Annotated in this window: 19 protein-coding genes and 1 tRNA gene; 18 read left to right on the plus strand and 2 right to left on the minus strand. The window is 35.9% G+C overall.

The genetic code is table 11. The features are described from left to right. Positions 1-73 precede the first annotated feature (73 nt). From MKX96_RS07790 to MKX96_RS07825, 8 genes are all read left to right on the plus strand, one after another. Positions 74-147: transfer RNA gene (locus tag MKX96_RS07790), tRNA-Arg, on the plus strand. A gap of 377 nt (positions 148-524) precedes the next feature. Continuing rightward, complete coding sequence (locus MKX96_RS07795; protein WP_340883100.1) at positions 525-1,490, plus strand: tRNA dihydrouridine synthase; 966 nt, start codon at positions 525-527, stop codon at positions 1,488-1,490. A 154-nt stretch (positions 1,491-1,644) separates the two neighbouring features. Next, the gene (locus MKX96_RS07800; RefSeq protein ID WP_251553420.1) at positions 1,645-1,782 is read left to right on the plus strand and encodes a YfhE family protein; all 138 of its coding nucleotides are present in this window, start codon (positions 1,645-1,647) and stop codon (positions 1,780-1,782) included. A 218-nt stretch (positions 1,783-2,000) separates the two neighbouring features. Continuing rightward, a complete protein-coding gene (locus MKX96_RS07805; RefSeq protein ID WP_340883101.1) occupies positions 2,001-3,554 on the plus strand; it encodes a phytoene desaturase family protein in 1,554 nt (517 codons plus the stop codon). Positions 3,555-3,675: 121 nt separating this feature from the next. Beyond that, entirely contained in the window at positions 3,676-4,560 is an 885-nt protein-coding gene (locus tag MKX96_RS07810) for a phytoene/squalene synthase family protein (protein ID WP_340885922.1), read from the plus strand. Continuing rightward, entirely contained in the window at positions 4,560-6,062 is a 1,503-nt protein-coding gene (locus MKX96_RS07815; protein ID WP_340883102.1) for a phytoene desaturase family protein, read from the plus strand. The genes MKX96_RS07810 and MKX96_RS07815 overlap by 1 nt, the downstream gene beginning before the upstream one ends. Positions 6,063-6,077: 15 nt before the next feature. Next, entirely contained in the window at positions 6,078-7,202 is a 1,125-nt protein-coding gene (locus tag MKX96_RS07820) for a glycosyltransferase (RefSeq protein WP_340883103.1), read from the plus strand. Beyond that, entirely contained in the window at positions 7,195-7,728 is a 534-nt protein-coding gene (locus tag MKX96_RS07825) for a glycosyl-4,4'-diaponeurosporenoate acyltransferase CrtO family protein (RefSeq protein ID WP_340883104.1), read from the plus strand. The genes MKX96_RS07820 and MKX96_RS07825 overlap by 8 nt, the downstream gene beginning before the upstream one ends. A gap of 74 nt (positions 7,729-7,802) precedes the next feature. Here the strand turns inward: MKX96_RS07825 and dhaK are convergent, their stop codons facing one another. Then, complete coding sequence (dhaK, locus tag MKX96_RS07830) at positions 7,803-9,554, minus strand: dihydroxyacetone kinase subunit DhaK (RefSeq protein ID WP_340883105.1); 1,752 nt, start codon at positions 9,552-9,554, stop codon at positions 7,803-7,805. 190 nt (positions 9,555-9,744) lie between these two features. Between dhaK and MKX96_RS07835 the strand changes: the two genes are divergently transcribed. The 3 genes from MKX96_RS07835 (at position 9,745) to MKX96_RS07845 (ending at position 14,413) form a co-directional block, all read left to right on the plus strand. After that, a complete protein-coding gene (locus MKX96_RS07835) occupies positions 9,745-10,968 on the plus strand; it encodes a DUF819 family protein (RefSeq protein ID WP_340883106.1) in 1,224 nt (407 codons plus the stop codon). 614 nt (positions 10,969-11,582) lie between these two features. After that, positions 11,583-12,764, plus strand: coding sequence for a NupC/NupG family nucleoside CNT transporter (locus tag MKX96_RS07840; protein ID WP_340883107.1), 1,182 nt, complete (start codon positions 11,583-11,585; stop codon positions 12,762-12,764). A 401-nt stretch (positions 12,765-13,165) separates the two neighbouring features. Then, complete coding sequence (locus MKX96_RS07845; RefSeq protein WP_340883108.1) at positions 13,166-14,413, plus strand: dicarboxylate/amino acid:cation symporter; 1,248 nt, start codon at positions 13,166-13,168, stop codon at positions 14,411-14,413. Between the two features lie 78 nt (positions 14,414-14,491). Here the strand turns inward: MKX96_RS07845 and MKX96_RS07850 are convergent, their stop codons facing one another. Further along, entirely contained in the window at positions 14,492-15,496 is a 1,005-nt protein-coding gene (locus tag MKX96_RS07850) for a hypothetical protein (RefSeq protein ID WP_340883109.1), read from the minus strand. Between the two features lie 233 nt (positions 15,497-15,729). On the opposite strand from MKX96_RS07850, the gene MKX96_RS07855 reads away from it, so the two are divergent. The 7 genes from MKX96_RS07855 to MKX96_RS07885 all read left to right on the plus strand — a co-directional run bounded on the left by MKX96_RS07855 (position 15,730) and on the right by MKX96_RS07885 (position 23,518). After that, a complete protein-coding gene (locus MKX96_RS07855; RefSeq protein WP_340883110.1) occupies positions 15,730-16,635 on the plus strand; it encodes an HNH endonuclease in 906 nt (301 codons plus the stop codon). 334 nt (positions 16,636-16,969) lie between these two features. Continuing rightward, positions 16,970-17,422 (plus strand): hypothetical protein, encoded by a 453-nt coding sequence (locus MKX96_RS07860; protein WP_340883111.1) that lies wholly within the window; start codon positions 16,970-16,972, stop codon positions 17,420-17,422. Positions 17,423-17,445: 23 nt separating this feature from the next. Further along, positions 17,446-18,315, plus strand: coding sequence for a tetratricopeptide repeat protein (locus MKX96_RS07865; RefSeq protein WP_340883112.1), 870 nt, complete (start codon positions 17,446-17,448; stop codon positions 18,313-18,315). A gap of 4 nt (positions 18,316-18,319) precedes the next feature. Next, positions 18,320-19,567 (plus strand): ATP-binding protein, encoded by a 1,248-nt coding sequence (locus MKX96_RS07870; RefSeq protein WP_340883113.1) that lies wholly within the window; start codon positions 18,320-18,322, stop codon positions 19,565-19,567. Between the two features lie 132 nt (positions 19,568-19,699). Beyond that, a complete protein-coding gene (locus MKX96_RS07875) occupies positions 19,700-20,305 on the plus strand; it encodes a YitT family protein (RefSeq protein WP_340883114.1) in 606 nt (201 codons plus the stop codon). A gap of 136 nt (positions 20,306-20,441) precedes the next feature. After that, the gene (locus MKX96_RS07880) at positions 20,442-22,037 is read left to right on the plus strand and encodes an amidohydrolase (protein ID WP_340883115.1); all 1,596 of its coding nucleotides are present in this window, start codon (positions 20,442-20,444) and stop codon (positions 22,035-22,037) included. A 20-nt stretch (positions 22,038-22,057) separates the two neighbouring features. After that, on the plus strand, positions 22,058-23,518 hold the full coding sequence (locus MKX96_RS07885; RefSeq protein ID WP_340883116.1) for an alanine/glycine:cation symporter family protein: 1,461 nt from the start codon (positions 22,058-22,060) through the stop codon (positions 23,516-23,518). Positions 23,519-23,539: the final 21 nt, after the last annotated feature.

Consider the following 23,539-nt stretch of genomic DNA (forward strand, 5'->3'; position numbering starts at 1 on the left):
CCTTGACAATAAATCAAAAATACATGATAATAAATATTGTCTTTCCAGTATTTTATTTAGGAAAGAAAATATTGTCTCAGTAGCTCAGCTGGATAGAGCAACGCCCTTCTAAGGCGTCGGTCGGGAGTTCGAATCTCTCCTGGGACGTAGATGGGTTCAGATGATTGAAGTTTTGAACCTAACTGAAAGTGCTTCAAATCCTTTTATATAAAGGGATTTGGGGCATTTTTTCTGTCTTTTGGCTCCTTGTTTTAAATGTGTCATTATGAAAATTAATAAAGAGCAGAACTACCAAATTTCCTTCTTGCAAAATGAAAATCTTTATAAGAGAAACATGTATGAAGATAAATTGAAAAAGCTAGGTTATACTATAAAAATGACTTTATTGCCTAGCCAAACGAGATCTTTATAGCTCTCTTTATATGTGCAATAACTTTTTATATGTAAATTAAATCATAATTTTTAATAACACTGGGATCTGTGGTTGAAGATGAATCCCATTACGAGAGGGTTGGAATATAAATATGACTAAAAATTTTTGGCAGGAATTGCCTAAACCTTTTTTTGTACTTGCACCAATGGAAGATGTGACAGATGTAGTTTTTCGTCAAGTTGTTAGTAAAGCAGGTAGACCTGATGTCTTCTTTACGGAATTTACAAACACGGAGAGCTATTGTCATCCAGAGGGCCAAAAAAGTGTGCGCGGAAGATTACTTTTTACTGAGGACGAACAGCCAATGGTTGCGCATATTTGGGGAGATAAACCCGAATTTTTCCGTCAAATGAGTATCGGAATGGCTGAGCTAGGTTTTAAAGGTATTGATATAAATATGGGCTGTCCTGTACCGAATGTAGCAACAAGAGGAAAGGGCAGTGGTCTAATCCTTCGTCCAGACACAGCAGCAGAACTTATAGAAGCAGCAAAAGCAGGTGGATTGCCAGTAAGTGTAAAGACAAGACTTGGATATACAGAAATAGATGAATGGCAAGAATGGCTAACGCATATTCTTGAACAGGATATTGCGAACCTTTCTATTCATTTACGTACTAGAAAGGAAATGAGCCAAGTTGACGCACATTGGGAGCTGATTCCAGAAATTAAAAAGCTACGTGATCGTATTGCGCCAAACACACTTTTAACTATAAATGGTGATATTCCTGATAGAGAAACTGGGCTTAAGCTAGTAGAACAATATGGCGTTGATGGAGTTATGATTGGACGCGGTATTTTTAAAAATCCGTTTGCGTTTGAAAAAGAGCCAAAAGAGCATAGTACACAGGAATACCTTGACCTTTTAAGATTGCAATTGGATTTACAGGACAAATATGCAGAAGAATTGCCACGCTCTATCTCGGCACTTCATCGTTTCTTCAAAATATATGTTAAAGGCTTCCCAGGGGCAAGTGAATTAAGAAATCAATTGATGAATACAAAGTCAACGGATGAAGTTCGTATGTTGCTTGATAATGTGGAATTAAAACACGATTAATAGCTGAAGGTGCCATGATTTAAGTAAAAAAGCACAGGGATTTTGGATAACATGTCCCTGCCGGGATTATTACACTTTCTTAAAATTAGCATGTTGTAGTATATCTCTCCTTTCAAAGAACAACATAATAATATACGTTGAAAGGAGTGGTATGATGCCAGACCGTAAACCGCCACATGAGCAGTTAACTGTAAAAGACAATGGATTAACATCAACTCAAGAAGTTTTGTATCAGCAGGAATTTAAAAAGGCTGATCAAGCGACACAAAAAAATAATTCACGAAAAAAGTGAAAACTAAATCTTAGTATAGAACCCTCTTGTGCTTAAAGGAGCACAAGGGGGTTTTTTTATTCAGATGAGAAGGAATTAATTATATATAATGTTTGTATAATGTAATTTAAATAAAGGTTAGACAAAATTATTGACTTTTGTATAATGTTTGTGAATAATTAAAACAAATATAGTTTGTTGGAAAGAGACGACATTTGACCGGAGAGGAAGAATAAATAATGCCAAAAAGTAAAAAGAGAGTAGTAGTTATTGGAGCAGGGGTAGCTGGATTAGCAAGTGCCATTCGCCTTCAGCATGCTGGATATGAAGTGGAGTTATACGAAAAAGAGGCTTTACCAGGTGGCAAAATGAATCGAATTGACATGGATGGTTATCAATTTGATCTTGGGCCAAGTATTGTGATGATGCCTGAGCTATATAGGGAAGTATTTGAGTTAACGGGAAGAGATCCGGACGATTATATCCCTATGCAAAAAATTGATCCAATGTATTCAACATACTTCGGAGCAAATGCAGAGGAAAAATACGACATTTCATCTGATTTGGTAGAACTTATGAAGACGCTGGAGAATATATCAGAGGAAGATTCAAAAGGCTTTTTAAACTATCTTCAGGAAATTTACCAACGTTATCTTGTAGCAAAAAATCATTTTCTTCAAAGACCTTTCCGTAACTTCACTGATTTTTATAATCCAAATACGATTCGTCAAATGCTTAAGCTAAAAACGTTTGATAGTGCAGACCATTTTATCGGGAAGTATGTAAAGAATGAACGCATAAAGCAAATTCTAAGCTTTCAAACGTTATACATAGGAGTGTCGCCATACAATGGACCTTCTTTATACACAATTATCCCAATGATAGAAATGCTCTATGGCGTTTGGTTTATCAAAGGTGGAATGTATACAATGGCTTCTTCAATGGAGCGTTTGTTTAAGGAACTAGGTGGCAAAGTTTATTACAATGCATCTGTAGATGAGGTGCTAATAAAAGATCAACAGGCTTATGGTATCCGAGTAAAAGGAAAAGAAGTTCTTTCTGATTTTGTTATGTGCAATGCTGATTTCCCTTATGCAATGAAAAATTTAGTCAAGGATACTAAATCCAAAGGAAAGTATACGGATAAAAAAATAGATAGTATGAAATATTCCTGTTCCTGCTTCGTGATGTATTTAGGAATGGATAGAAAATACGATGAGCTGGACAATGTCCACAATTTCTTTATCACTGAAGAGTTAGAGAAGAACCTCACTGATATATTTGATGGGAACAAGTTAGAGCAGCCTTCTTTCTATGTTTACGTTGGCTCTAAATTAGATCCTAGTCTTGCACCAGAAGGAAAGGATGGGCTTTATATTCTTGTACCAGTTCCTGAGCTATCTTCCTCGAAGTATGATTGGACAGATGAAACGGTACAATATTATCGAAAAAAAGTAATGGATTCTCTAAAGAATGTTAAAGGGTTAGAAAATATAGAAGAGGAAATTGTTTCTGAAACGTACATGACTCCATTAGATTTTGAGTCGAAATTTAATGCATATAACGGTGCTTGCTTTGGTCTACAGCCAACGCTTACGCAAAGCAACCATATGCGTCCGCAGAGTAAAGCAAAAAACTGTGAAAATCTTTATTTTACTGGAAGTAGCACGCATCCAGGAGCAGGAGTGCCTATAGTATTGCTCTCTGCTAAGATCGCAACCGAAGAACTGCTGCTGGATGATGGAATAAAAGAAAAAAATAAAACGGGCTTTCCAGAACTTGTGACCAATTAAAAAAATGGAACTATGAAAATCTTGTTCCACTTGCTCCAATTATTCTCTAGCTATTGTTATTACTAGGCTAAGAGAGTGGATGCGCAAGTCCTATGAATATTAGAAGGAGGCGAAGGATTTGGTGAGAAAACAGGATACAACTGTAAAGGATTACTATCGGTATTGTGAAGAAGTCATTAAAAAGAACTCGAGGAGCTTTTATTTCGCATTTAGCCAGCTGCCAGAGGATAAAGCGAATGCTGTATTTGCTATTTATACTTTTTGCAGGAGAGCAGACGACAGTGTCGACGAGAATGGTTCCAAGGTTAGACAAAAGGAAGAACTGGAACGCTTAAAAAAGGAGCTGCAGCTTTTTGAGAAAGGCGAAGAAATACAACATCCGATGTGGCTAGCACTTCGGGATGTATTTAATAGATATAACATGAGCATTGAACCCTTTTATGAGCAATTGGAGGGTCAGCGGATGGATATAAATTTTACTGAACCAATGACGCTTAAGGAATTGGAGAAATACAGCTATTATGTAGCTGGAACAGTTGGCTTAATGCTTTTACCTGTCCTCGCACAAGGCAGTAGCATAGATTTAACAGAGCAGGCTATTAGCCTCGGTATAGCTATGCAAATTACGAATATTCTGCGAGACATCGGCGAAGATTACCAGGTAAAAAATAGAATTTATATACCTCAGTCTCTTTTAGCTTCAGAGTTATACAGCGCAGATGATTTGAAGAATGCCTCGATTAACTCCAGTTTTATTCGCATTTGGGAATCCCTAGCGCACCATGCGGAGGAGTTATACGACCATTTCTTTCATTCTATCTTTTATTTTGATGAGGATAGTCGTTTTCAGGTATTACTAGCAGCAAAGGTTTATCGCGGTATATTAAATGCGGTGAGAAAAAATAATTATGATTGTTTTCATGTGAAAAATTATGTTTCACCAACTGAGATGCAAAAAATCCATCAGGCAGCTCGTTTTGTAGTGAATAGGAAGGTGCTTTCATAATGGTAGAACAACAAAAAACTGTCGTAATAATAGGTGGGGGATTAGGTGGACTATCTGCGGCTATTTCATTGGCACAGGCAGGTTATTCTGTTTCCCTTTATGAGAAAAACAATCATCTAGGCGGAAAGCTAAATCGACTAGAACAAGATGGTTTTGGATTTGATTTAGGTCCCTCTATTCTTACAATGCCACATATCTTTAACCGACTATTTACACGTAGTGACCGTAATATGTCAGATTATATATCGACATTTAGATTAGAGCATGAGTGGCGTTCCTTTTTTACAGATGGAACAACTATTGATCTATACGGGGATCTTGAAAAGATGGCAAAGGAAAATATGAGCTTGTCAGCAAAGGATATACGAGAGTACGAGGCATTCCTTCTATATGCAAAAAGAATATATGAAGTAACAGAAGAAGGGTATTTAGGTAAAGGATTAGATAGCACCATGGACGTATTTAAGCAGCATGGATTCATAGAGTCACTAAAAGGCTTTGATTATTTTTCTACTATGTATGATGGGATAAAAAAGAGAATAAGCAATCCTAATTTAAGAACTATGCTTTCTTACTTTATTAAGTATGTTGGCTCATCTCCGTATGATGCACCCGCAGTACTAAATATGATGATTTATATGCAGCATGCACAGGGTGTATGGTATGTTCCGGGAGGTATGCATGGAATCGCCCGTGGGATGGTGAAGCTTGGCAAGGAGCTTGGAATATCATTCCACACTGGAAAAGAGGTAAAGCAATTACATAGAGACGGAGCTAAGCGTATTGCTTCTGCAGAGCTTGCCGATGGAACAAGAGTTAGTGCAGATTATTTTATCTCTAATATGGAGGTAATTCCTGCATATGAAAAGTTATTAGAAGAAGAGCCAGCCTATGTAGAAAAGCTGGAGGATAAGTTTGAACCTTCAAGCTCGGGTTTAGTATTACATCTAGGAGTTAATAAAAAATATCCTCAATTAGCTCACCATAACTTTTTCTTTTCGGATAACTTGAAAGAACAAATGAATCAGGTTTTTCATCGCTATGAGCTACCTGATGACCCAACGATCTATTTGGTAAATACAAATAAAACAGACCCGAGTCAGGCGCCTCCTGGACATGAAAATATAAAAATATTACCTCATATTCCTTATATACAAGATAAGCCCTTTACGGATAAAGATTATTTAGAGCTAAGGGAACGAGTATTGATTAAGCTTGAAAAAATGGGATTGGAAGGGCTTCGACAGCATATTGTCACGGAGGATATGTGGACACCACATGACATTGAACGTACGTATTATTCCCATAGAGGTTCTATTTATGGAACAGTTTCCTCGAAAAAGAAAAATCACGGATTTAAGAATACTAAACATAGTGAGCTTTACGATAATCTATACTTTGTAGGCGGCACAGTGAATCCAGGTGGCGGTATGCCTATGGTTACACTAAGTGGTCAGCAGGTGAGCGGGATGATAGAGGAGAGAGACAGAAAAGAATCATAAGGAAGAGGTGGGCTTATGTTACAGTTACTTTTTATGATTATAGTTGCTTTTCTCATCCTAGCAATGGTTTGTGGTGTTCTGATGCTTTGGAAAATCCCAGTACCGGGACAAATAAAAGAAGAACTATCTGGAAACCCTTCTATCACAGTTATTATTCCAGCAAGAAATGAGGAGGGGCGCTTACAACCATTGCTTGAATCATTACAAAAACAGTCTCTAAAGCCGAAGGAAATTATTGTTGTTGATGATGAATCCACTGACAGGACAGTACAAATTGCGAAAGACTTTAGATGCAGGGTTATACAAACCCATGAAGGAGACCTTAGCTGGAAGGGAAAATCTGCCGCTTGCTGGATCGGCTCAAAGGCTGCAACTGGAGAATGGTTATTATTTTTAGATGCTGACACAAGGCTGGAAAACGAGAATAGCTTAAAAACGTTAGCTTTAAACTATCAATCGCAAAAAGAGAGAGGTATTTTATCAGTTCAGCCTTATCACAAGGTTAGTAAGCTGTATGAAAACTTTTCTGCCATTTTTAATATTATTGTGATAACTGGCATGAATGTCTTTACTGTGTGGAGTACGCGATTGGAAAGTGCTGGAGCATTCGGTCCCTGTATTCTAACATCCCGAAAGGACTATATGGATGCTGGAGGACATTTTGTTGTTGGTGAGGCGATTATGGATGATTTTGAGCTTGCTAAGGCTTTTAAAAAAATTGGTATACCTGTGCGATGTGTTAGCGGTAGAGGAGTACTTAATTTTCAAATGTATCCGGAAGGCATGAACTCATTAATCGAAGGATGGACAAAAAACTTTGGTACTGCCTCTCGGTCTACGCATCCACTTGTAATGTCGTTAATAAGTACTTGGATCACTGGAAGTTTTCTTCCCATTGCATTACTGATATTAGGATTTTACATTGGTTCTCTCTCATGGATTGCTATTGCTTGTATTTGTTATATAGGGTTTATGGTACAAGTCTATTTAATGGCACGACGTACTGGTAACTTTAGACTTTATGTATTTATAATTTATCCAATATTATTTTTCTTTTTTATTGGAATCTTCTCCTGGTCACTGGTGCGAACAAAGGTGTTTCGTACGGTTACTTGGAAAGGTAGAAAAATAAATGTATAAAGGGAATCCAATACAGCTAGTAGAGTTACCTATAATGGAAACTGTTTTAATAGATATAGTAGCATGGGCTTTTTTTCACATAGCTATATCGCTTTGCATGGCGGCTATTCCTTCAAGTAAATTTGAAAATGATAATAATTTATATCGTATAAGAGAATGGGAAAAATCAAATCAGCTATGGTCACGACTTTTCCAAGTTAAAAAATGGAAGCATCTGATACCTGATGGAACAAAAATCATCCAAAAGGGCTTTGAGAAAAAGAGTCTTATAAGTAAAAATAGGGATTATCTTTTCAAGTTTTTAATAGAGTCTAGAAGGGCAGAACTGACCCATTGGCTATCTATCTTACCTTCAATTTTCTTTTTTCTTTGGAATCCTTTGTGGGCAGGATGGGTCATGGTCGCGTATGCCTTATTATTTAATGGTCCAATTATAATAGCACAACGATATAATCGGAATCGTTTGGAGAGAATATTATCCAGTAAGAGAAAAAGCGTGGTAAAAAGAGAAAAGGTGTTGAATTGATTACCAATGTAAAAATAAAAAGAATATAATTTAAAACGACCTATCCTCCTTATGGAGAGATAGGTCGTTTATCGTTATTTGATAGAGTTGGAAAGCTCTGTAAAGATTACTCCTAAGCCATAGGCACCTGCATCGGGGTAACCGAGGCTTCGTTCACCTACTGTGCCTGCTCGTCCCATACGAGCTACAATGTCTTTTGTCTTTTCGGCACCTTCAACTGCAGCAATAGCACCTTGTTCAAACGCTATTTTAAATGTTTTTTCTGAAGAGCTGCTATCCATCCAAGATTCTGCACAGGGTATTAAAGCATCAATTAATGTTTTATCTCCTACTTCTGCACCACGGCCAAAGGAACGTTCTCCAGTAGCTTGTATTCCTTTTACAGCTTCCTGAAGCATGTCAGCAAACTCAGTTAAGGACAATTCATGTTTATCCATTGTCGCTTTTCCAGCCGCTCTGAATGCAGATCCCCAAATAGGTCCTGATGCTCCTCCGCAATATTCCATAATTACTAGGGAACAACTGTGTAAAAATGATCCGATGTTTAGGTCGCGCTGCTGAATAATGTCATTCCAATCTCTTTTCAATTGCTTAAAACCTTTAGCCACACTCATCCCAAAATCACCGTCTCCAGCATGGGAATCTAATTCGCAAAAAGGCACCTCGTTTAGTATAATAACTTCACTCATTTTATCTATTAAGTAAATCATGTTGTGTAAGGTTAATTTTTCGTTCTGTATTAACGCATAGCCTTCATCAGTTTCAGTTTTAAAGGATACTAGCTTTTCTGTCTTTTCCTCTAACACTTCCGTATATTCAATTGGATCAACTGGTCCGTCTACTCTAAAGGCTGGAGTGTCACTAGGTTTTGACAGTAAGTCCTTTAGTTCATCATCTAATTTTAGAAATGTTAGAGAAGCCCCGGCCATATCGATGCTCGTCATATAATTGCCTACGAACATGCGATTCACTTTAATGTTCTTATGTGATAGTACTCGTGTAACTGAGTTGTTTAACAAGTACAATTCTTGTAAAGGAGTTGCTCCAAAGCCATTTACTAATACTGCAATTTCATCCTCTTCGTTAATACCTAAATCTATTATAAGGTCAGTAGTCATTCGATCTGCTAGCTCATCCGCAGAAAGCATTTTTTCTCGTTTTATACCAGGCTCTCCATGGATACCTACACCGTATTCTATTTCGTCCTCAGCTAATTTAAAGGTTGGTGTTCCTTTTGCAGGCACGGTACAAGACGTAAAAGCTACACCAATGCTCCGTACGTTAGATGCAGCTTTTTCGGCTACTATTTTGACTTCATTTAAATCTTTACCTTCCGCTGCAGCAGCTCCGGCTAATTTGTGAACAAAAACAGTACCGGCAACTCCTCGTCTTCCTACTGTATACAAGCTGTCTTCTACAGCAATATCATCGTCTACCTTCACATAGTCCACCTGAATACCATCTTCTATGGCTAAAGCAGCACCATTTTTAAAATTCATCATATCACCGCTATAGTTTTTGATGATCATTAAAAGACCTTTTTCACCAGCTGTTGCCTTAATAGCTTGGTACACTTGGATTTGAGAAGGGGAGGCAAATACATCTCCACAAACAGCTGCATCGAGCATACCTTTGCCTACAAATCCAGCGTGTGCAGGCTCATGTCCGCTACCTCCACCACTAATTAGGCTTACTTTGTTATTATCAATCGTTTTCTTTTTAATAATTTTATACTTCTTTAAAAATTCTAGCTCTGGATGTGCTAGGACTAATCCGTTACACATTTCCATCACCATATTCTCAGGTTGGTTCATAAATTTTTTCATTATGTATTGCTCCTCGTCTAATCTCTTCTTTGATGTAGCACAGTAAATTATAATACATCCTTTAAAAGCTATCCAATGTTTCGGTATGGCATATATTTTGAAAATTTAAATATTAATAATATAATAGATAAAAGAAAGGAGGTATTTTTGAGAAACCTTTACATAACTATGTTTAAATTAGGAGGAGAATATGGGAAATACATTAATACAAGCGGATGATACCCTTACACTTTGGGGAATCATTGTTATCGTTGCTTCATTAAGTATCTTTTTGGAGCAGAGGTTTAGTTGGGCAGCCAAAATAACTGGAGCCATTATTGCATTATTGATTGCTATATTACTCTCTAATACAGGGATCATACCAACGGAATCTGCAGTTTATGATTCGGTATGGACTATAATTGTTCCTCTTGCTATACCACTGCTCCTTTTTCATGTAAATATTAAGAAGCTATTTAAAGAAAGTGGCAGGCTCTTAATGATTTTCTTGATTAGCTCCATTGGGACTGTTGCTGGAACGATTATTGCATTTTTTATATTAAAGGATTATATACCACTGCTGGATAAGCTAGCTGCAATGTTTAGTGCTAGTTATATAGGAGGGGGAGTTAACTTCGCAGCTATGTCTGCTAAGTTTGAGACACCTGGTGAGCTTGTATCCTCAGCAGTAGTTGCTGATAATTTGAACATGGCGCTTTTGTTTGTGATATTAATGATCATTCCTACCATGCAATTTTTCCGTAAAAAGTATAAGACACCTCATATAGATGAGTTAGAATCTAGAGGGAATTACGACAAGGATAATCAGGCGAAGACTTACTGGAAACCGAAAGAGATATCATTAAAAGATATAGCTCTGTCAGTGGGAATAGCATTTGCATTAGTGATTTTAGCAAAAAAGGTATCAACTTGGTTTGATACGCTTATCCCATCAGGAGAAGATGTAAATTTTCTTTTCAATCTTTTGAACGGATTAATAGGAGATCAGTATTTGTTGTTAACGACATTTACTTTCCTTGCTCTATTATTGTTTCCAAAATTCTTTGATTCGTTAAGAGGAAGCCAAGAAATTGGAACTTATCTCATTCATATTTTCTTTGTTGTAATAGGTATTCCAGCGTCCATACCATTAATTATTAATAATGCTCCTTTGTTGTTAGTTTTTGCTTTTATCATTGTAGCTATTAATCTTACTATTTCTTTAGTAGGGGCGAAGGTATTCAAATTCGAATTAGAAGAAACACTACTCGCCGTAAATGCCAATATTGGAGGACCAACCACAGCTGCAGCGCTGGCAATAGCGAAGGGATGGAGTAATTTAGTAGGCCCAATCTTAATAGTTGGGACATTAGGATATATTATTGGGAATTACGTTGGAACATTCTTAGGAATTTGGTTTAGCGGTTTTATGTAGGATTATTAAAGTATAGATATGTGAGTAAAGCGTATAATTTCAAATTATATTGTGGTAATACCTTCCTAAAAAACACAGAAATATTGAATAATATTACTATTAACTTCCATTAGAAAGAAGTGAGTTTACTAACAACTCCTTCTTTCTTTTTTTGTGGAGAGAAATATGACCTATAAAAATTTCTATTAAATAGAAATTATTAGTGTTCCGTAGTTCCTAATGCTTATTCCAAGGGAAAATTTTGAATATTAGGCATTTAGTTGTTTTAAAAATTTTAAAATATTAATTATTTGACTAAAATAATATTTTCAATGTAGAATGACAAAACGAGTAAAAGTACTAGAAGCAACGCAGAGGAAGCACATCCAGTAATTTTAAAATATTATTTTTTGAAAGCGTTTTTGTTTACTAATTTTAAACGATAATGGAAATCAGTTGAGACATCAATCTACATTTCACATGGTTTTGAAAGCGGTCCCAATCACGTTTTCTAAAATTATTTAGAACTTACTCTGTACTTCTTTAGAAAGAGACTTTAGTGCTTTTGCGAACTAACAAAATACAACAAGTAATAGCTGTTGAAACTAAAATATAGAAAAATTGAGGTAGAGAGAATGTCAATTTTAATTGGAATACTGGGGTTAGTTGTAGTCTTAGGATTAGCTTATCTAATAAGCAATAATAAGAAAGCAATTAATTATAGAGCTGTTGGGGTTATGTTGGTTCTTCAAGTGGTTTTAACATTAATCATGTTTAAAACTACAGTAGGATTAACTGTAATAGAAGGAATTGGGAATGGGTTTACTAAAGTCATTAACATTGGACGAGAAGGGGTTAACTTTGTAGTAGGTGGATGGGTACCAGAAGGTGGATCCGTATTCTTTATAAATGTATTAGTGATTCTTATCTTTACATCTATGCTACTTTCGGTTTTAACTTACTTACGTGTTTTACCAATCATTATTAAGTATTTAGGTGGATTCTTATCTAAAATTACAGGGTTATCTCGTGTAAGTACTTTCCATGCGGTAAATAATATTTTCTTCGGTCAATCAGAAGGTATTTTAGCTATTAAATCACATGTCCTTAAGATGGATAAAAACAAATTATTTGTGATGGCTATTACATCTATGGCATCTGCATCCGCATCTATAATGGGTTCATATATTACGATGCTGCCAGCTAAATATGTTTTAGGTGCCATGGCTCTAAATGCTTTATCAGGTTTGATCATCGGTATAATTATTGCTCCGGATTCTTCAACAGAAGAAGAAGTTATTGACATCAAGGAAGCGTCACAGGCTAAATCATTATTTGAATCTATCTCAATGGGTGCTTTAGATGGTGGTAGAGTGGCATTAATCGTTGCTGCTATGCTTGTTGCTTATGTAGGTTTAATGGCGTTAATCGATGCAGGGTTCCAAGCTACAGTCGGTATCACATTTACTGAGATCTTAGGATATGTATTTGCTCCAATTGCTTGGTTAATGGGTGTTCCTGCAAGTGAGATTTTAATAGCAGGTCAAACGATGGGTACTAAGCTTGCAACAAATGAATTCGTAGCAATGCTACAATTTAGAGATCAAATTCCTAACCTATCGGAGAAAACAGTTGCAGTAGTTTCTGTATTCTTGATTAGTTTTGCAAATTTCAGTTCTATCGGAATTGTCAGTGGTTCTCTTCAAGCAATTAATGGAGAGAAAGCTTCTATTATTTCGAAACATGGTCTTAAGTTATTAGTCGCTGCTACTATGGTATCTTTCTTAACAGCAACTTTAGTTGGTATCTTTATTTAAATTACATTTTAAATAGCATCACTCTCTTTACTGGGAATGATGCTATTTTGGTATAAAAGACAATTAGTATTTAGTGCCTAAAATAACTTTTTAAGCTAAAAAATCTAAACTTTTTAATATTTAGGATTAGAATCTATTATTTTGTGGAACTTATAAAGTAGAAAGTTAAGTTAAATTAATAAAAAGTATTAGCAAGTAAGTGATTAGTTTAATTGGGTATCTTGTTTTTAGAAAACATCGAATAATGAGATTAAAGGATTTACATAATAGAAGATTCGATCAAATACTTATAGTATTATTTTCTTTATTCGTGTTAAGGATGCGGCAGTTATTTAAACAAAGAGATCACTAACCTGCTAATAGTTTTTTTTATATAATATTTTAAAGTAAAGGGTGGTCAAATGAAGTTAGCAACTAAGATTTTGTGGGCATTAGTACTGGGTGCACTCGTTGGGGTGATTTTGAATTTAGCTGCACCTGATTTTTTTAAAACGGCAGACAATTATTTGTTTACACCATTAGGAACAATATTTTTAAATCTCATAAAAATGTTGATTGTACCTTTAGTATTTTTCTCCATAGCAGTAGGGGTTGCTAATATAGGAGATCCTAAATCGCTGGGGCGCATGGGCGCAAAGGCTATGCTTTTCTTTTTAACTACAACAGCTATAGCGATTACAATAGGAATAATACTTGCATTAGTTTTCCAACCAGGAGAAAGTGGGCAATTTGAAGTCGGAGCAACTGATTATGAAGCGGCAGAAGCACCACCAGTTTCTGAAACACTTCTAGGTATAATCCCAGCTAATCCAATTGAAGCAATGGCTAGCGGAGATATGCTCCAAATTATTTTCTTTGCTGTATTTATTGGTTTAGGTATTAGCTATTTAGGAAGCAAGGTAGAAAGTGTTCAAAGACTTATGGAGCAGGCAAATGAGCTGATGATGTTTTTGGTGACATTAGTTATGAAATTTGCGCCGATCGGTACATTTGGGTTATTAGCTTCGGCTGTAGGTAAACAAGGATTTGACGCATTAAAAGTAATGCTTATGTATATGTTTGTCGTATTCTTAGCATTAGCTGTTCATTCAGTTATCGTCTACGGGGGGGCATTGAAGGTTTTAGCTAAACAAAACCCAGTGAAGGTCATTAAAGAATATATCCCTGCTTTAACTGTCGCTTTCGGTACTTCAAGTAGTAGTGCTACTTTGCCAGTTTCTATGGATATTGCACAAAATAAACTTGGAGTTCCAAAGGGGATTAGTAGTTTCGTACAACCTTTAGGAGCAACAGTTAACATGGATGGAACAGCTATTATGCAAGGGGTTGCAACCATTTTTATTGCTCAGGTATATGGCGTTGATTTAACGTTTGTCCAAATGCTTACTGTTGTAATAACGGCTGTACTTGCCTCTATAGGAACTGCGGCTGTACCGGGAGCAGGCATGATCATGCTGGCTATGGTGCTGGAATCTGTTAATTTACCAGTAGAAGGTATCGCGTTAATCATTGGTATCGACCGCTTACTAGACATGACACGAACAATGGTCAATTGTACTGGAGATTTAACATGTGCCCTATATGTGACAGAAAGTGAAAAGAAACATCAGAAACCCGAAGCAGTTCAATCGACGGAGACAATTCAATAATATCAAATAAGCTATCTAAGAGATGAATCTACTCATCTCTTAGATAGCCTTTTTTATAATAAACAAGATAGTATTCTTTTATAGCTCTTCTTGGAAGTAAATCTTATAAAATTTACGATTGGTCACTTCATCATAACCAACCTCAATCAGCTGTTCAACTTGCTCGATATCTCTAACGTTCACTTGTATTTCAATATTAGAATCTAGCTTGATTTTACGCTTATAATTCTTTTCAATCTTAGCAATCGCACTTTCTGAAATAACAGTTTCAAAAGGTTTTACTGAATTTATAATAATATCCTTTTGTACTTGATCCGCTTTTTCAAATACCGTTTCTATATATTCGTCTACTTCAAATGCTTCTTCGTTTCTAAAGTAATCGAGTGTCTTATTAAGAAGTCCTAGCTTTTCTGTATTCGTAAAGCTCTCTTCTTTTACGATATATTTTTTGCACTCTGTTAGAGCAAGACTAGTTTTTTGGAAATGCTCGTCCGCGACTCTAATATTTAAAAAACGTTCTTGCCAGTAAACAACATCTTCCTTTTTCTTCGTTTTCATAAAAACAGCTGGTGGTGCGTCTGCACCCATATCTAGAATTACCGCTATGTTGTTTATTTTCTTTACGTTTATACCATCTACACCGTTTACAATAACTTTTTCTTGTTCATTTTTAACGTCTAAATACATTTCTTTTTCATCGATTTTAACGATGGAAATAGCTCTTTTAGCTTCTGTATTCCAAATGCAGTTTTCAAACAGTCCGATAAATAATTCACCGTTTTTAATATTAGGGTGCTGGGACACACTTTGTAAATGAACTGCTATATTCTTGGATTGTTCTAAGAAGCTATTTTTATTTTCAAAGATAGTTTTCACGTATGTGTATACTTCGTTTAAGCCTAAATCTGTTTGGTGGAAAAAATCATATTGTTGTTCAAAATCCACTTTGTTAAATGCTAGCTGAGTGAACGCTGCTTCTAGTATAACCTCAGGCTGGGGATAAGCTTCGTCACCTAAAATGAGTGAATCTCCTGCATAATGCACTATATATTGATCTAACTTACTTTCATTTACTTCTAACACTTCTTCACCTTCTAAATTTAATTTCTAGATATTCTACCTTATCATATTATAGTAGTTATTTTCATATATTTTTTCTCTTCATTTTGTTATGAATGGAAAGAGCTGTTATATATATGCTTTTCGAACTTTTTTTAATAATCTAACTAAAATTGGAAGAGGTATTAACCTATAATATTTTGTTGTTTTTTTGCTATAATATTTGTAATGGTTTATTGGAGAGTAGAGGTATTGATATGAATTTTTATATTGTCATGCAAGGACAAACGTATATAGAAGAAAAACAGCACAGTATTATTTGGTCCAAACAGGTTGATAAGAGTGGGATGCGTCCACCGTTTTGGGAGCGTATGAAAGAAGTGCAAGCAGGGGACTGCATTTTCCATTATGTAAAAGGTGATATTGTGGCAGTTAGTATTGCTAAAAGAGATTACTACGAGGCAGTTAACCCTTATGACAAGGAATATCAGAAAAAGGGATATCTAGTAGAAACATCTTATGAGGAGTTACATAACCCATTAAGTATTAAGGAATATTTTCAAGAGATAGAGTTATTACTCCCGATAAAGTATTCAGCTTTTCAAGAAAATGGGGATGGAAACCAAGGGTATCTTTATCCCTGTAACGAGCTATTGGCTATCAAGCTTCTAGAGTTAATAGCCGAGATGAATGTAAACCTTGAAAAACAAGAACAGCTGGAATTTGCGATCAGTCCAGTTCTGTTTAAGGAACGCAATCTCCTACTACAAATCATAGCAATAATGGAGTCGGAGGCAAAGTCGAAAATCCGTAAAGGTAAGCAAAGGTTTAAGCTAGCCCTTTCTCCGATATGGGATAATGAATGTGCTATCTGTAGCATTAATTCTTCAGATTTGTTACATGCTTCACCAGCAAAGGCTTGGAAAGACAGTACAGAGGAAGAAAAACTCGATCCCTTTAATGGAATCTTGCTTTGCTCAAACCATGATGCATTATATAGAAAGGGGTATATTGCATTTGATGGTCAAGGTAAAATCCATATTTCAGATCGTATAAAAGAAATGGATTATGAAAAATATATGATTCATTCGAAAATACGTATAAAACGACAGGAAGAGCATAAAAAGTATCTTAAGTGGCATAAGAAAAATGTTTTAAAGTAATTAATCAACTAGCAAACTGCGACTAAAACAGTCTGCAATCTATTTGGCTAAGGAAAAATTTAATCTTGTTGCTAGCTTTCCATTCTAACAGGGATGGAAAGCTTTTTTGTTTTTTCCTGTCTTTTTGACTAAATGAACCGTTAGAATATTATAGCAATTAAAATTATACGAATTTATAAGCTCGGTAAAATGATTTTCTCTTTAATGTTCGTATTTTACAGTAAAAATGGGGTTTATGAAATTGCTGCACGATTATTATATAAATATTTGACTTTACAAGGGAATAAATAGAAAATTATGTATATACCATAAGTAGGAAGGGAGGAAATACTAAATGGAGGGAGATCTTTATTCTCCTAGTTTATCAGGAGAACAAATAGAGGAAACGAAAAGCTATAATTTATCGAGTTTATTTGTCGTGGCGGCTCTTGGGCAGCTTGTAGCGATTAGCGCACTTGGTTTACAGAATGCTATTTGGCTTAAAGTTAAAAAGAAGGTTTTGTATACACTTTTAAGCATAATTTCTGTGCTGTTTATTTTGAAATTTTTTTTAATCTATGCCTATACCCATCAAATGATTGATATTGAAAGATCTACTTATAGATTAATGGGGAGTGTAATGGCAATTATATGCTTCGCAGCTGTTTATAATTTGTTAAAGGGCTCATTTAATTTACATGTGTCTACAAAGGGTGATACTAAGTCACTTGTTGTTCCTGGCATCATTTGGTGTATTACCAGTGTGGCAGTAGAAATGATATTAATAATAACTATTTCTCTTATATAGATGCTGGGGAAGGTGACTATAGAATGATTCAGAAAGAGATGAATTCATTTGATTTAATAGAACATTATTTTCAAATGGACCGTTATGAACAGGTTATAGAAATGCTAGAGAATAATATGGATGAGCACATGAATAATGAGAAAGCCTGGTATTATCTTGGATACAGTCATTATAGTCTAAACAATTTTGAGTTAGCTGAGAAGGAAGTAAAAGAAGCTCTACGATTAGGTATAAATGAGGAATCTGCTTTTCATCTGTTGGGTTTAATCTATTATTCCATGGAAGAGTGGCCGGAGTCTGAAAAAGCATTTCTTGAAGCACTTCGACTGAATCCTAATAATGCAGATATTCATGCTAGCTATGCATATTTGATGAAGAGTGTAGGTCAAAACAAAAAGGCTTCGAGGTTAATAAAAAAAGCGATTGAATTAGATCCTGAGGACGGACGTATTCTACGGTTACATTATTTAATCGAAGGTGACGAAAAAAAAGAAAAAGATCATTTAGATACCATTCAAACTTATATTAATTCAAATGATAACGAACTGAACAAACTTCTTCACTTAGGGGTAACGGCCAAAAATCGAAATAAAACAAAAGAGGCAGAGGAATATTTTCGCCAGGCATTTGCATTAGATCCGAATAATGAGAAGCTATTAAATATTCTTCAAGAATTAGAGATTATAAACCATCCATTACTAGCCATTAGTCGCTGGGCTCATAAAATAGGTATGCACTATACATGGATTGTGGGCATTGGTGTCTCTATTCTCTTGTTTTCATTAGATTTTGATACTGCAGGAGGAGCTTTATTTTCCTTGTATGTGGTTTTTTGTATCTATATATGGGTGTCCGAACCAATAGTGAAGTTATTATTAAAGAAGAGAAGGTGAGTAAGTGGAAAAAATAGAGTGGCTACATGAAATGGTAAAAAAAAGCCCACAGGATCCTCAAGCACATTACTGGCTAGCGAAGGAACAAGCAGAAAGTGGAAATCTTTTTGAGGCAGTGCAATCCCTCTCTACTGCTCTTTCTTGCTGTGAAGACGAGGAACTTCGAAAGGAAATAATTCAAGAGTTATCTATCGTAAGTATGAACTTGCAAAAACCAGTGAACAATGAAATGGTTTTTACTACTAACGTACAGGAAAATGTAGAATCAGAAGAAGTGGAAGAAGTAGAAGCAGATTATTTAGTTGAACAAAAAGATAACCTGAGTTTATTAAAGACAAAACTAAAGGTAATCGATGGAGATGAAAAGCCTAAGGTAGTTAATAAGAAGTCTCACCATATTACTTTTGAAGACGTCGCTGGCTTAGAGGATTTAAAGAAAACGATCACGCTCCGTATCATTAGTCCCTTTTACAATAAAGGGTTGTTTGCAAAGTTTAAGAAAAAATCAGGTGGTGGGGTGCTGCTCTATGGTCCTCCAGGTTGTGGTAAAACATTTATTGCGAGAGCAACAGCGGGAGAATGTAAAGCAAACTTCTATCCGGTGCATATTACGGACATCATTGATCCTTACATAGGTGTTAGCGAAAGAAATTTAAAAGGTATCTTTGACAAAGCACGCTTCCAGAAACCAAGCATTATGTTCTTTGATGAGGTAGATACAATCGGCTTTAGCCGTTCTAAATCCTCTGCAACTCATAGGGGGATAATCGATACATTTCTTTCCGAAATGGAGGGTATTGATACAAGTACAGATGAAGTGCTAGTCATGGCTGCTACTAATACTCCGTGGGATGTAGATAATGCACTCAAGCGTCCCGGAAGATTTGACAGACTCATATTTGTGGCACCTCCCGATGAAGAAGCGAGGAAGCAAATCTTTCAGCTTAAACTGAGTGATCGGTATGCGGAAAAAATTGACGTAGCGCTATTAGCCCAAAAAACAGAGTTTTTCTCTGGTGCAGATATAGAAAACGTCATAGAAATAGCATCAGAAAATGTCCTTTCTGAAATTTTAACTACTGGGAACGAAAGACCTTTAAGTACAGATGATATGCTGGAGGCACTAAGTAATCAGCAGCCTTCTACATTGGATTGGCTACGGACAGCCAAGAATTATGTTAGATATTCCAATCAAGGTGGCTTATATAACGACATTGAAAAGTATCTTCAAAAGCATAGTAGAAGTATATAATAGTTCACTAAAAAGAAAGTTAGTAGTGTTTGACGCTACTAACCTTCTTTTTGTTTAGAACAAATAAGATTTAGACATTTTGTCCTCCTACTGTACATAAATTAAATACATATCCAGACAATGGAGGTTCATATGTATTTATTTAAAAAGGGTTTAGTAATTATCTTTGGCAGTATTTTTATCGCACTTGGAATAAATATGTTTTTAGTCCCCTATGAGATATTAGACGGTGGAGTAATAGGTATAGGGTTAATCTTAAATTATTTATGGGGTTTTAAAACAGGTGCTACTATTATATTTTTTAGTATTCCAATATTTGTGATTGCCTGGTTTAAGTACCGTGAGTATTTCTATAATAGTTTGCACGGAATGATTATTTCTTCTTTTTTTATTGATTTACTTAAACCTTTCAGTACATTAGTAGTTTTCGATTCTGTTCCAAGTGCTTTAGTCGGTGGTTCGATGGTAGGCATCGGGATAGGTTTCATGCTTAGGTACCGGACAAGTACAGGTGGAACGGATTTAATCGCGCAGTTTATAAGTGCCAAAACAGGTGTAAATGTAGGGATTAATATCTTTGTAATCGATTCACTAGTGTTAGTAGTAGGAGGACTTTTACTTTCCATGGATTCTTTTTTACTCTCGATTATGACTATATTATCAGTGGCAATGACTACGAGTCTCATTGTTAGAAAGACAATGTCTAAGCCGATTCCTAAGGAAACTGTAGTACATTAGATTTATCTAAGGTTTTTCTTTCTAGTTCTAATTTGCTTTTATTCATCAAAATCACGATAAAAATTCAATAATATATATCTGAATATTAAATAAATTGTTAGAATAAAGTAGTGACGAAAAAGGGAGGAAAATGTAGATGCGAATAATGTATACTAACGGCAACATTTTCACGATGAACTTGGAGGAGCCGCTTGTCCAGTCCATTGTGATAGAAAATGAAAAAATTATAGATTTAGGAACGAGTGAGGATATGCTCCTTCAATGGGGGAGAGATCATACGACCGTAATCGATTTGGATGGTAAGTACGTATTTCCAGGATTGATAGACAGTCATTTACATATTTCGAGTGTAGGGATTAATGCACAGGAGTTAGACCTGACTGGAATTGAAACGAAAGAGAAACTACTAAATGTTATTAGTAACAAGGCTAGCTCTATTCAACCTGGTGAATGGATCTTAGGTAGAGGCTGGGATGAAAATATTTTTCCCGACAAGCAAATTCCTTCCATTGAAGAATTAGATTATGTCTCACCCGGGTCACCATTATTTTTACCTAGAATTTGTGGTCATGCCTTCCTTGTGAATTCAAAGGCTTTAGAGCAAAGTGGGTATCATTCGGATATGCAAGTACCTTTTGGAGGAACAGTCGTAACTAGTTTGGAAACGAATAAACCGACTGGATTATTGCTTGAGACAGCCTCAGATTTAATTACAGAAAAAATTCCAACAAAAAGCTATGATCAGCTCAAAGTTGCTTTAAAGTTGGGCTTAAAGGAAGCTCTAAAATTTGGCATGACAAGTATTCATACGAACGATCCTACATATTTGAATGGTGCAAAGCAAACTTACAAGCTCTTTGATGAACTTATCAATCAAGAAGGAATGGGTCCACGAAGTAATCTATTAATGGACTATAAATATCTGGAAGAACTAAAGGATGCCGGTATGTCTGCTGGGTTTGGTAATGATAAGGTGACGATCGGGGCGATAAAGTTTTTTGCTGATGGTGCATTGGGAGGAAGAACGGCGCTGTTATCTGAGCCTTATGCGGACAATCCAGGTAATTATGGAAGCGCGATGTACGATAAGGAAGAGCTTTTGCAACTTATGAAAAATTGTAGAGAATTTAACATGCCAATTGCAGTGCATACCATTGGTGATCAGGCATTAATAGACGTTTTGGATAACCTGGACCATTTAAAGCCAGTTGCTTTTAGAGATAGGCTAATACATGTGTCTATTTTAAATAATGACTTAATTGAACGACTGGGCAGTCCTCATCGAATAATAGATGTACAACCTCGATTTGTAGCAAGCGATTATCCTTGGATTGTCGACCGTATCGGGGAGACTCGTGCTAATATGTCCTATCCATTTAAAACTTTACTTGAACGAGGTGTAATCACTGCGGGTAGCTCTGATGCACCAATAGAGCCATTAAATCCTTTGCTAGGAATTCATGCAGCCGTTACTCGTAAAAAGATAGGGGAAGTACATAATGGCTATAATGAAGCAGAGAAAATTACCATGTATCAGGCGTTTAAAATGTTTACTATTGGAGGGGCTTTTGCTACTAATGAAGAACATACCAAAGGAACTTTAGAAAGAGGAAAGTTTGGGGATATGACTGTATTAAACAAAAATCCATTTACTATGGAAAATGCAGATCAACTTTTAGAAACAGAAGTAGAAATGACTATTATTGGCGGAGAAATAAAATATAGAAAATAATAGAATAAGGGGGTTACAGCATGGAAGCATTATTGGAAACGATAGTAGCATGGCTATGGGGTTTACCATTAATATTTACAGTTCTCTTTGTAGGACTCTACTTTACGATAGGAAGTAAATTGTTTCAATTTGGCTATCTGCCTCATATTTTCAAGGTAACTTTCGGGGAACTATTTAAAAAGAAAGATAAATCAGCTGATACAAAGGGTATATTAACGCCATTTCAAGCTGTAAGCACAGCGATAGGAGGTAGCGTCGGTGTTGGGAATATAGGCGGTGTCGCAACCGCTATAGCTATTGGTGGACCGGGTGCTGTCCTGTGGATGTGGCTTACTGCTTTACTAGGGATGATTACCAAAACAGTTGAGGTAACTTTATCAGTCCATTATCGAAATACAGATGAAAAAGGACAGCCCTTTGGTGGACCCACTTATTATATGGAGAAGGGTCTAGGAGAAGAGAAAAACTTTAAGTTTTGGAAGATACCTGCCATTCTTTTTGGCATTGGGATTTTTACTACATTCTTCATCACGCTTCAAAATTATACGATTTCCGAGGCATTAAGTTCTTCATTTAATATAGGTATGATTCCTGCATCCTTCATTTATCTAGTTCTCATTTATATTATTATTTATGGAGGAATTAAACGGATTGGAGAAATCGCTGGCCGACTTGTACCTTTTATGTGTATTTTTTACGTGCTAGCGGGGTTATTTATAATTTTAAAAAATTACTCTGAGATTATTCCCGTTTTTGCTTTAATATTTGAAAGTGCCTTCACTGGAACTGCTGCAGTAGGAGGATTTGCTGGTGCTGCAATCGCTCAAGTAATACGCATGGGAGTGGCAAGAGCAGTTTATAGTAATGAGGCTGGATGGGGGACATCCCCAATGATTCACTCAACAGCTAAAACTAGTCATCCCATTAAACAAGGAATGTGGGGAGCAGTAGAAGTATTTGTAGATACAATTATCGTTTGTACAATAACAGCATTTACTATAATTATCACTGGTGTCTGGTCATCAGGATTAGATGGAGCAGCGCTGACACTGTCAGCTTTTGAAATTGGAATTGGTGAGTTTGGTAGATATGTAATCACTATTTCTATTTTCCTTTTCGGTCTAACTACATCTACAGGCTGGTATACGTATTACGAAATTTTGTTAAGACAAGTATTTGGAGATGAGAAGAAGTTAACGTTAAAATATAAGATTTTGCTTTGGTTTAAATGGCTTTACCCAATACCTGGATTCCTAATGGTTGTTTATGCTGTGATGTATAATCTGCCAGGGAAGGCGGTATGGTACTTTGCTGATATTACTACAGCGATCCCTACCTTCGTAAACTTAGTTGTCTTACTATTTTTAAGCAAGAAATTCTTTGAGTTATTAAGAGATTACAAGGCTAGATATTTAAATATAGGCGTGGTGGATCCAAACTTTAATGTGTTTTATGAGGATCGTTTGAAGAAGAAAAAATGATTTTCGCCATGGATGAGAAAC

The sequence above is a fragment of the Psychrobacillus sp. FSL W7-1493 genome, from assembly GCF_038004905.1.
Lineage (GTDB): Bacteria > Bacillota > Bacilli > Bacillales_A > Planococcaceae > Psychrobacillus.

Excerpts from the sequence above, each read along its gene's own strand:
- MKX96_RS07845 (WP_340883108.1), top strand. The coding sequence starts at position 13,166 with ATGAAGTTAGCAACTAAGATTTTGTGGGCATTAGTACTGGGTGCACTC.
- MKX96_RS07865 (WP_340883112.1), top strand. The coding sequence starts at position 17,446 with ATGATTCAGAAAGAGATGAATTCATTTGATTTAATAGAACATTATTTT.
- MKX96_RS07880 (WP_340883115.1), top strand. The coding sequence starts at position 20,442 with ATGCGAATAATGTATACTAACGGCAACATTTTCACGATGAACTTGGAG.
- MKX96_RS07855 (WP_340883110.1), top strand. The coding sequence starts at position 15,730 with ATGAATTTTTATATTGTCATGCAAGGACAAACGTATATAGAAGAAAAA.
- MKX96_RS07875 (WP_340883114.1), top strand. The coding sequence starts at position 19,700 with ATGTATTTATTTAAAAAGGGTTTAGTAATTATCTTTGGCAGTATTTTT.
- MKX96_RS07805 (WP_340883101.1), top strand. The coding sequence starts at position 2,001 with ATGCCAAAAAGTAAAAAGAGAGTAGTAGTTATTGGAGCAGGGGTAGCT.
- MKX96_RS07840 (WP_340883107.1), top strand. The coding sequence starts at position 11,583 with ATGTCAATTTTAATTGGAATACTGGGGTTAGTTGTAGTCTTAGGATTA.
- MKX96_RS07820 (WP_340883103.1), top strand. The coding sequence starts at position 6,078 with ATGTTACAGTTACTTTTTATGATTATAGTTGCTTTTCTCATCCTAGCA.
- MKX96_RS07825 (WP_340883104.1), top strand. The coding sequence starts at position 7,195 with ATGTATAAAGGGAATCCAATACAGCTAGTAGAGTTACCTATAATGGAA.
- MKX96_RS07800 (WP_251553420.1), top strand. The coding sequence starts at position 1,645 with ATGCCAGACCGTAAACCGCCACATGAGCAGTTAACTGTAAAAGACAAT.
- MKX96_RS07795 (WP_340883100.1), top strand. The coding sequence starts at position 525 with ATGACTAAAAATTTTTGGCAGGAATTGCCTAAACCTTTTTTTGTACTT.
- MKX96_RS07835 (WP_340883106.1), top strand. The coding sequence starts at position 9,745 with ATGGGAAATACATTAATACAAGCGGATGATACCCTTACACTTTGGGGA.
- MKX96_RS07885 (WP_340883116.1), top strand. The coding sequence starts at position 22,058 with ATGGAAGCATTATTGGAAACGATAGTAGCATGGCTATGGGGTTTACCA.
- dhaK (WP_340883105.1), bottom strand. The coding sequence starts at position 9,554 with ATGAAAAAATTTATGAACCAACCTGAGAATATGGTGATGGAAATGTGT.
- MKX96_RS07815 (WP_340883102.1), top strand. The coding sequence starts at position 4,560 with ATGGTAGAACAACAAAAAACTGTCGTAATAATAGGTGGGGGATTAGGT.
- MKX96_RS07860 (WP_340883111.1), top strand. The coding sequence starts at position 16,970 with ATGGAGGGAGATCTTTATTCTCCTAGTTTATCAGGAGAACAAATAGAG.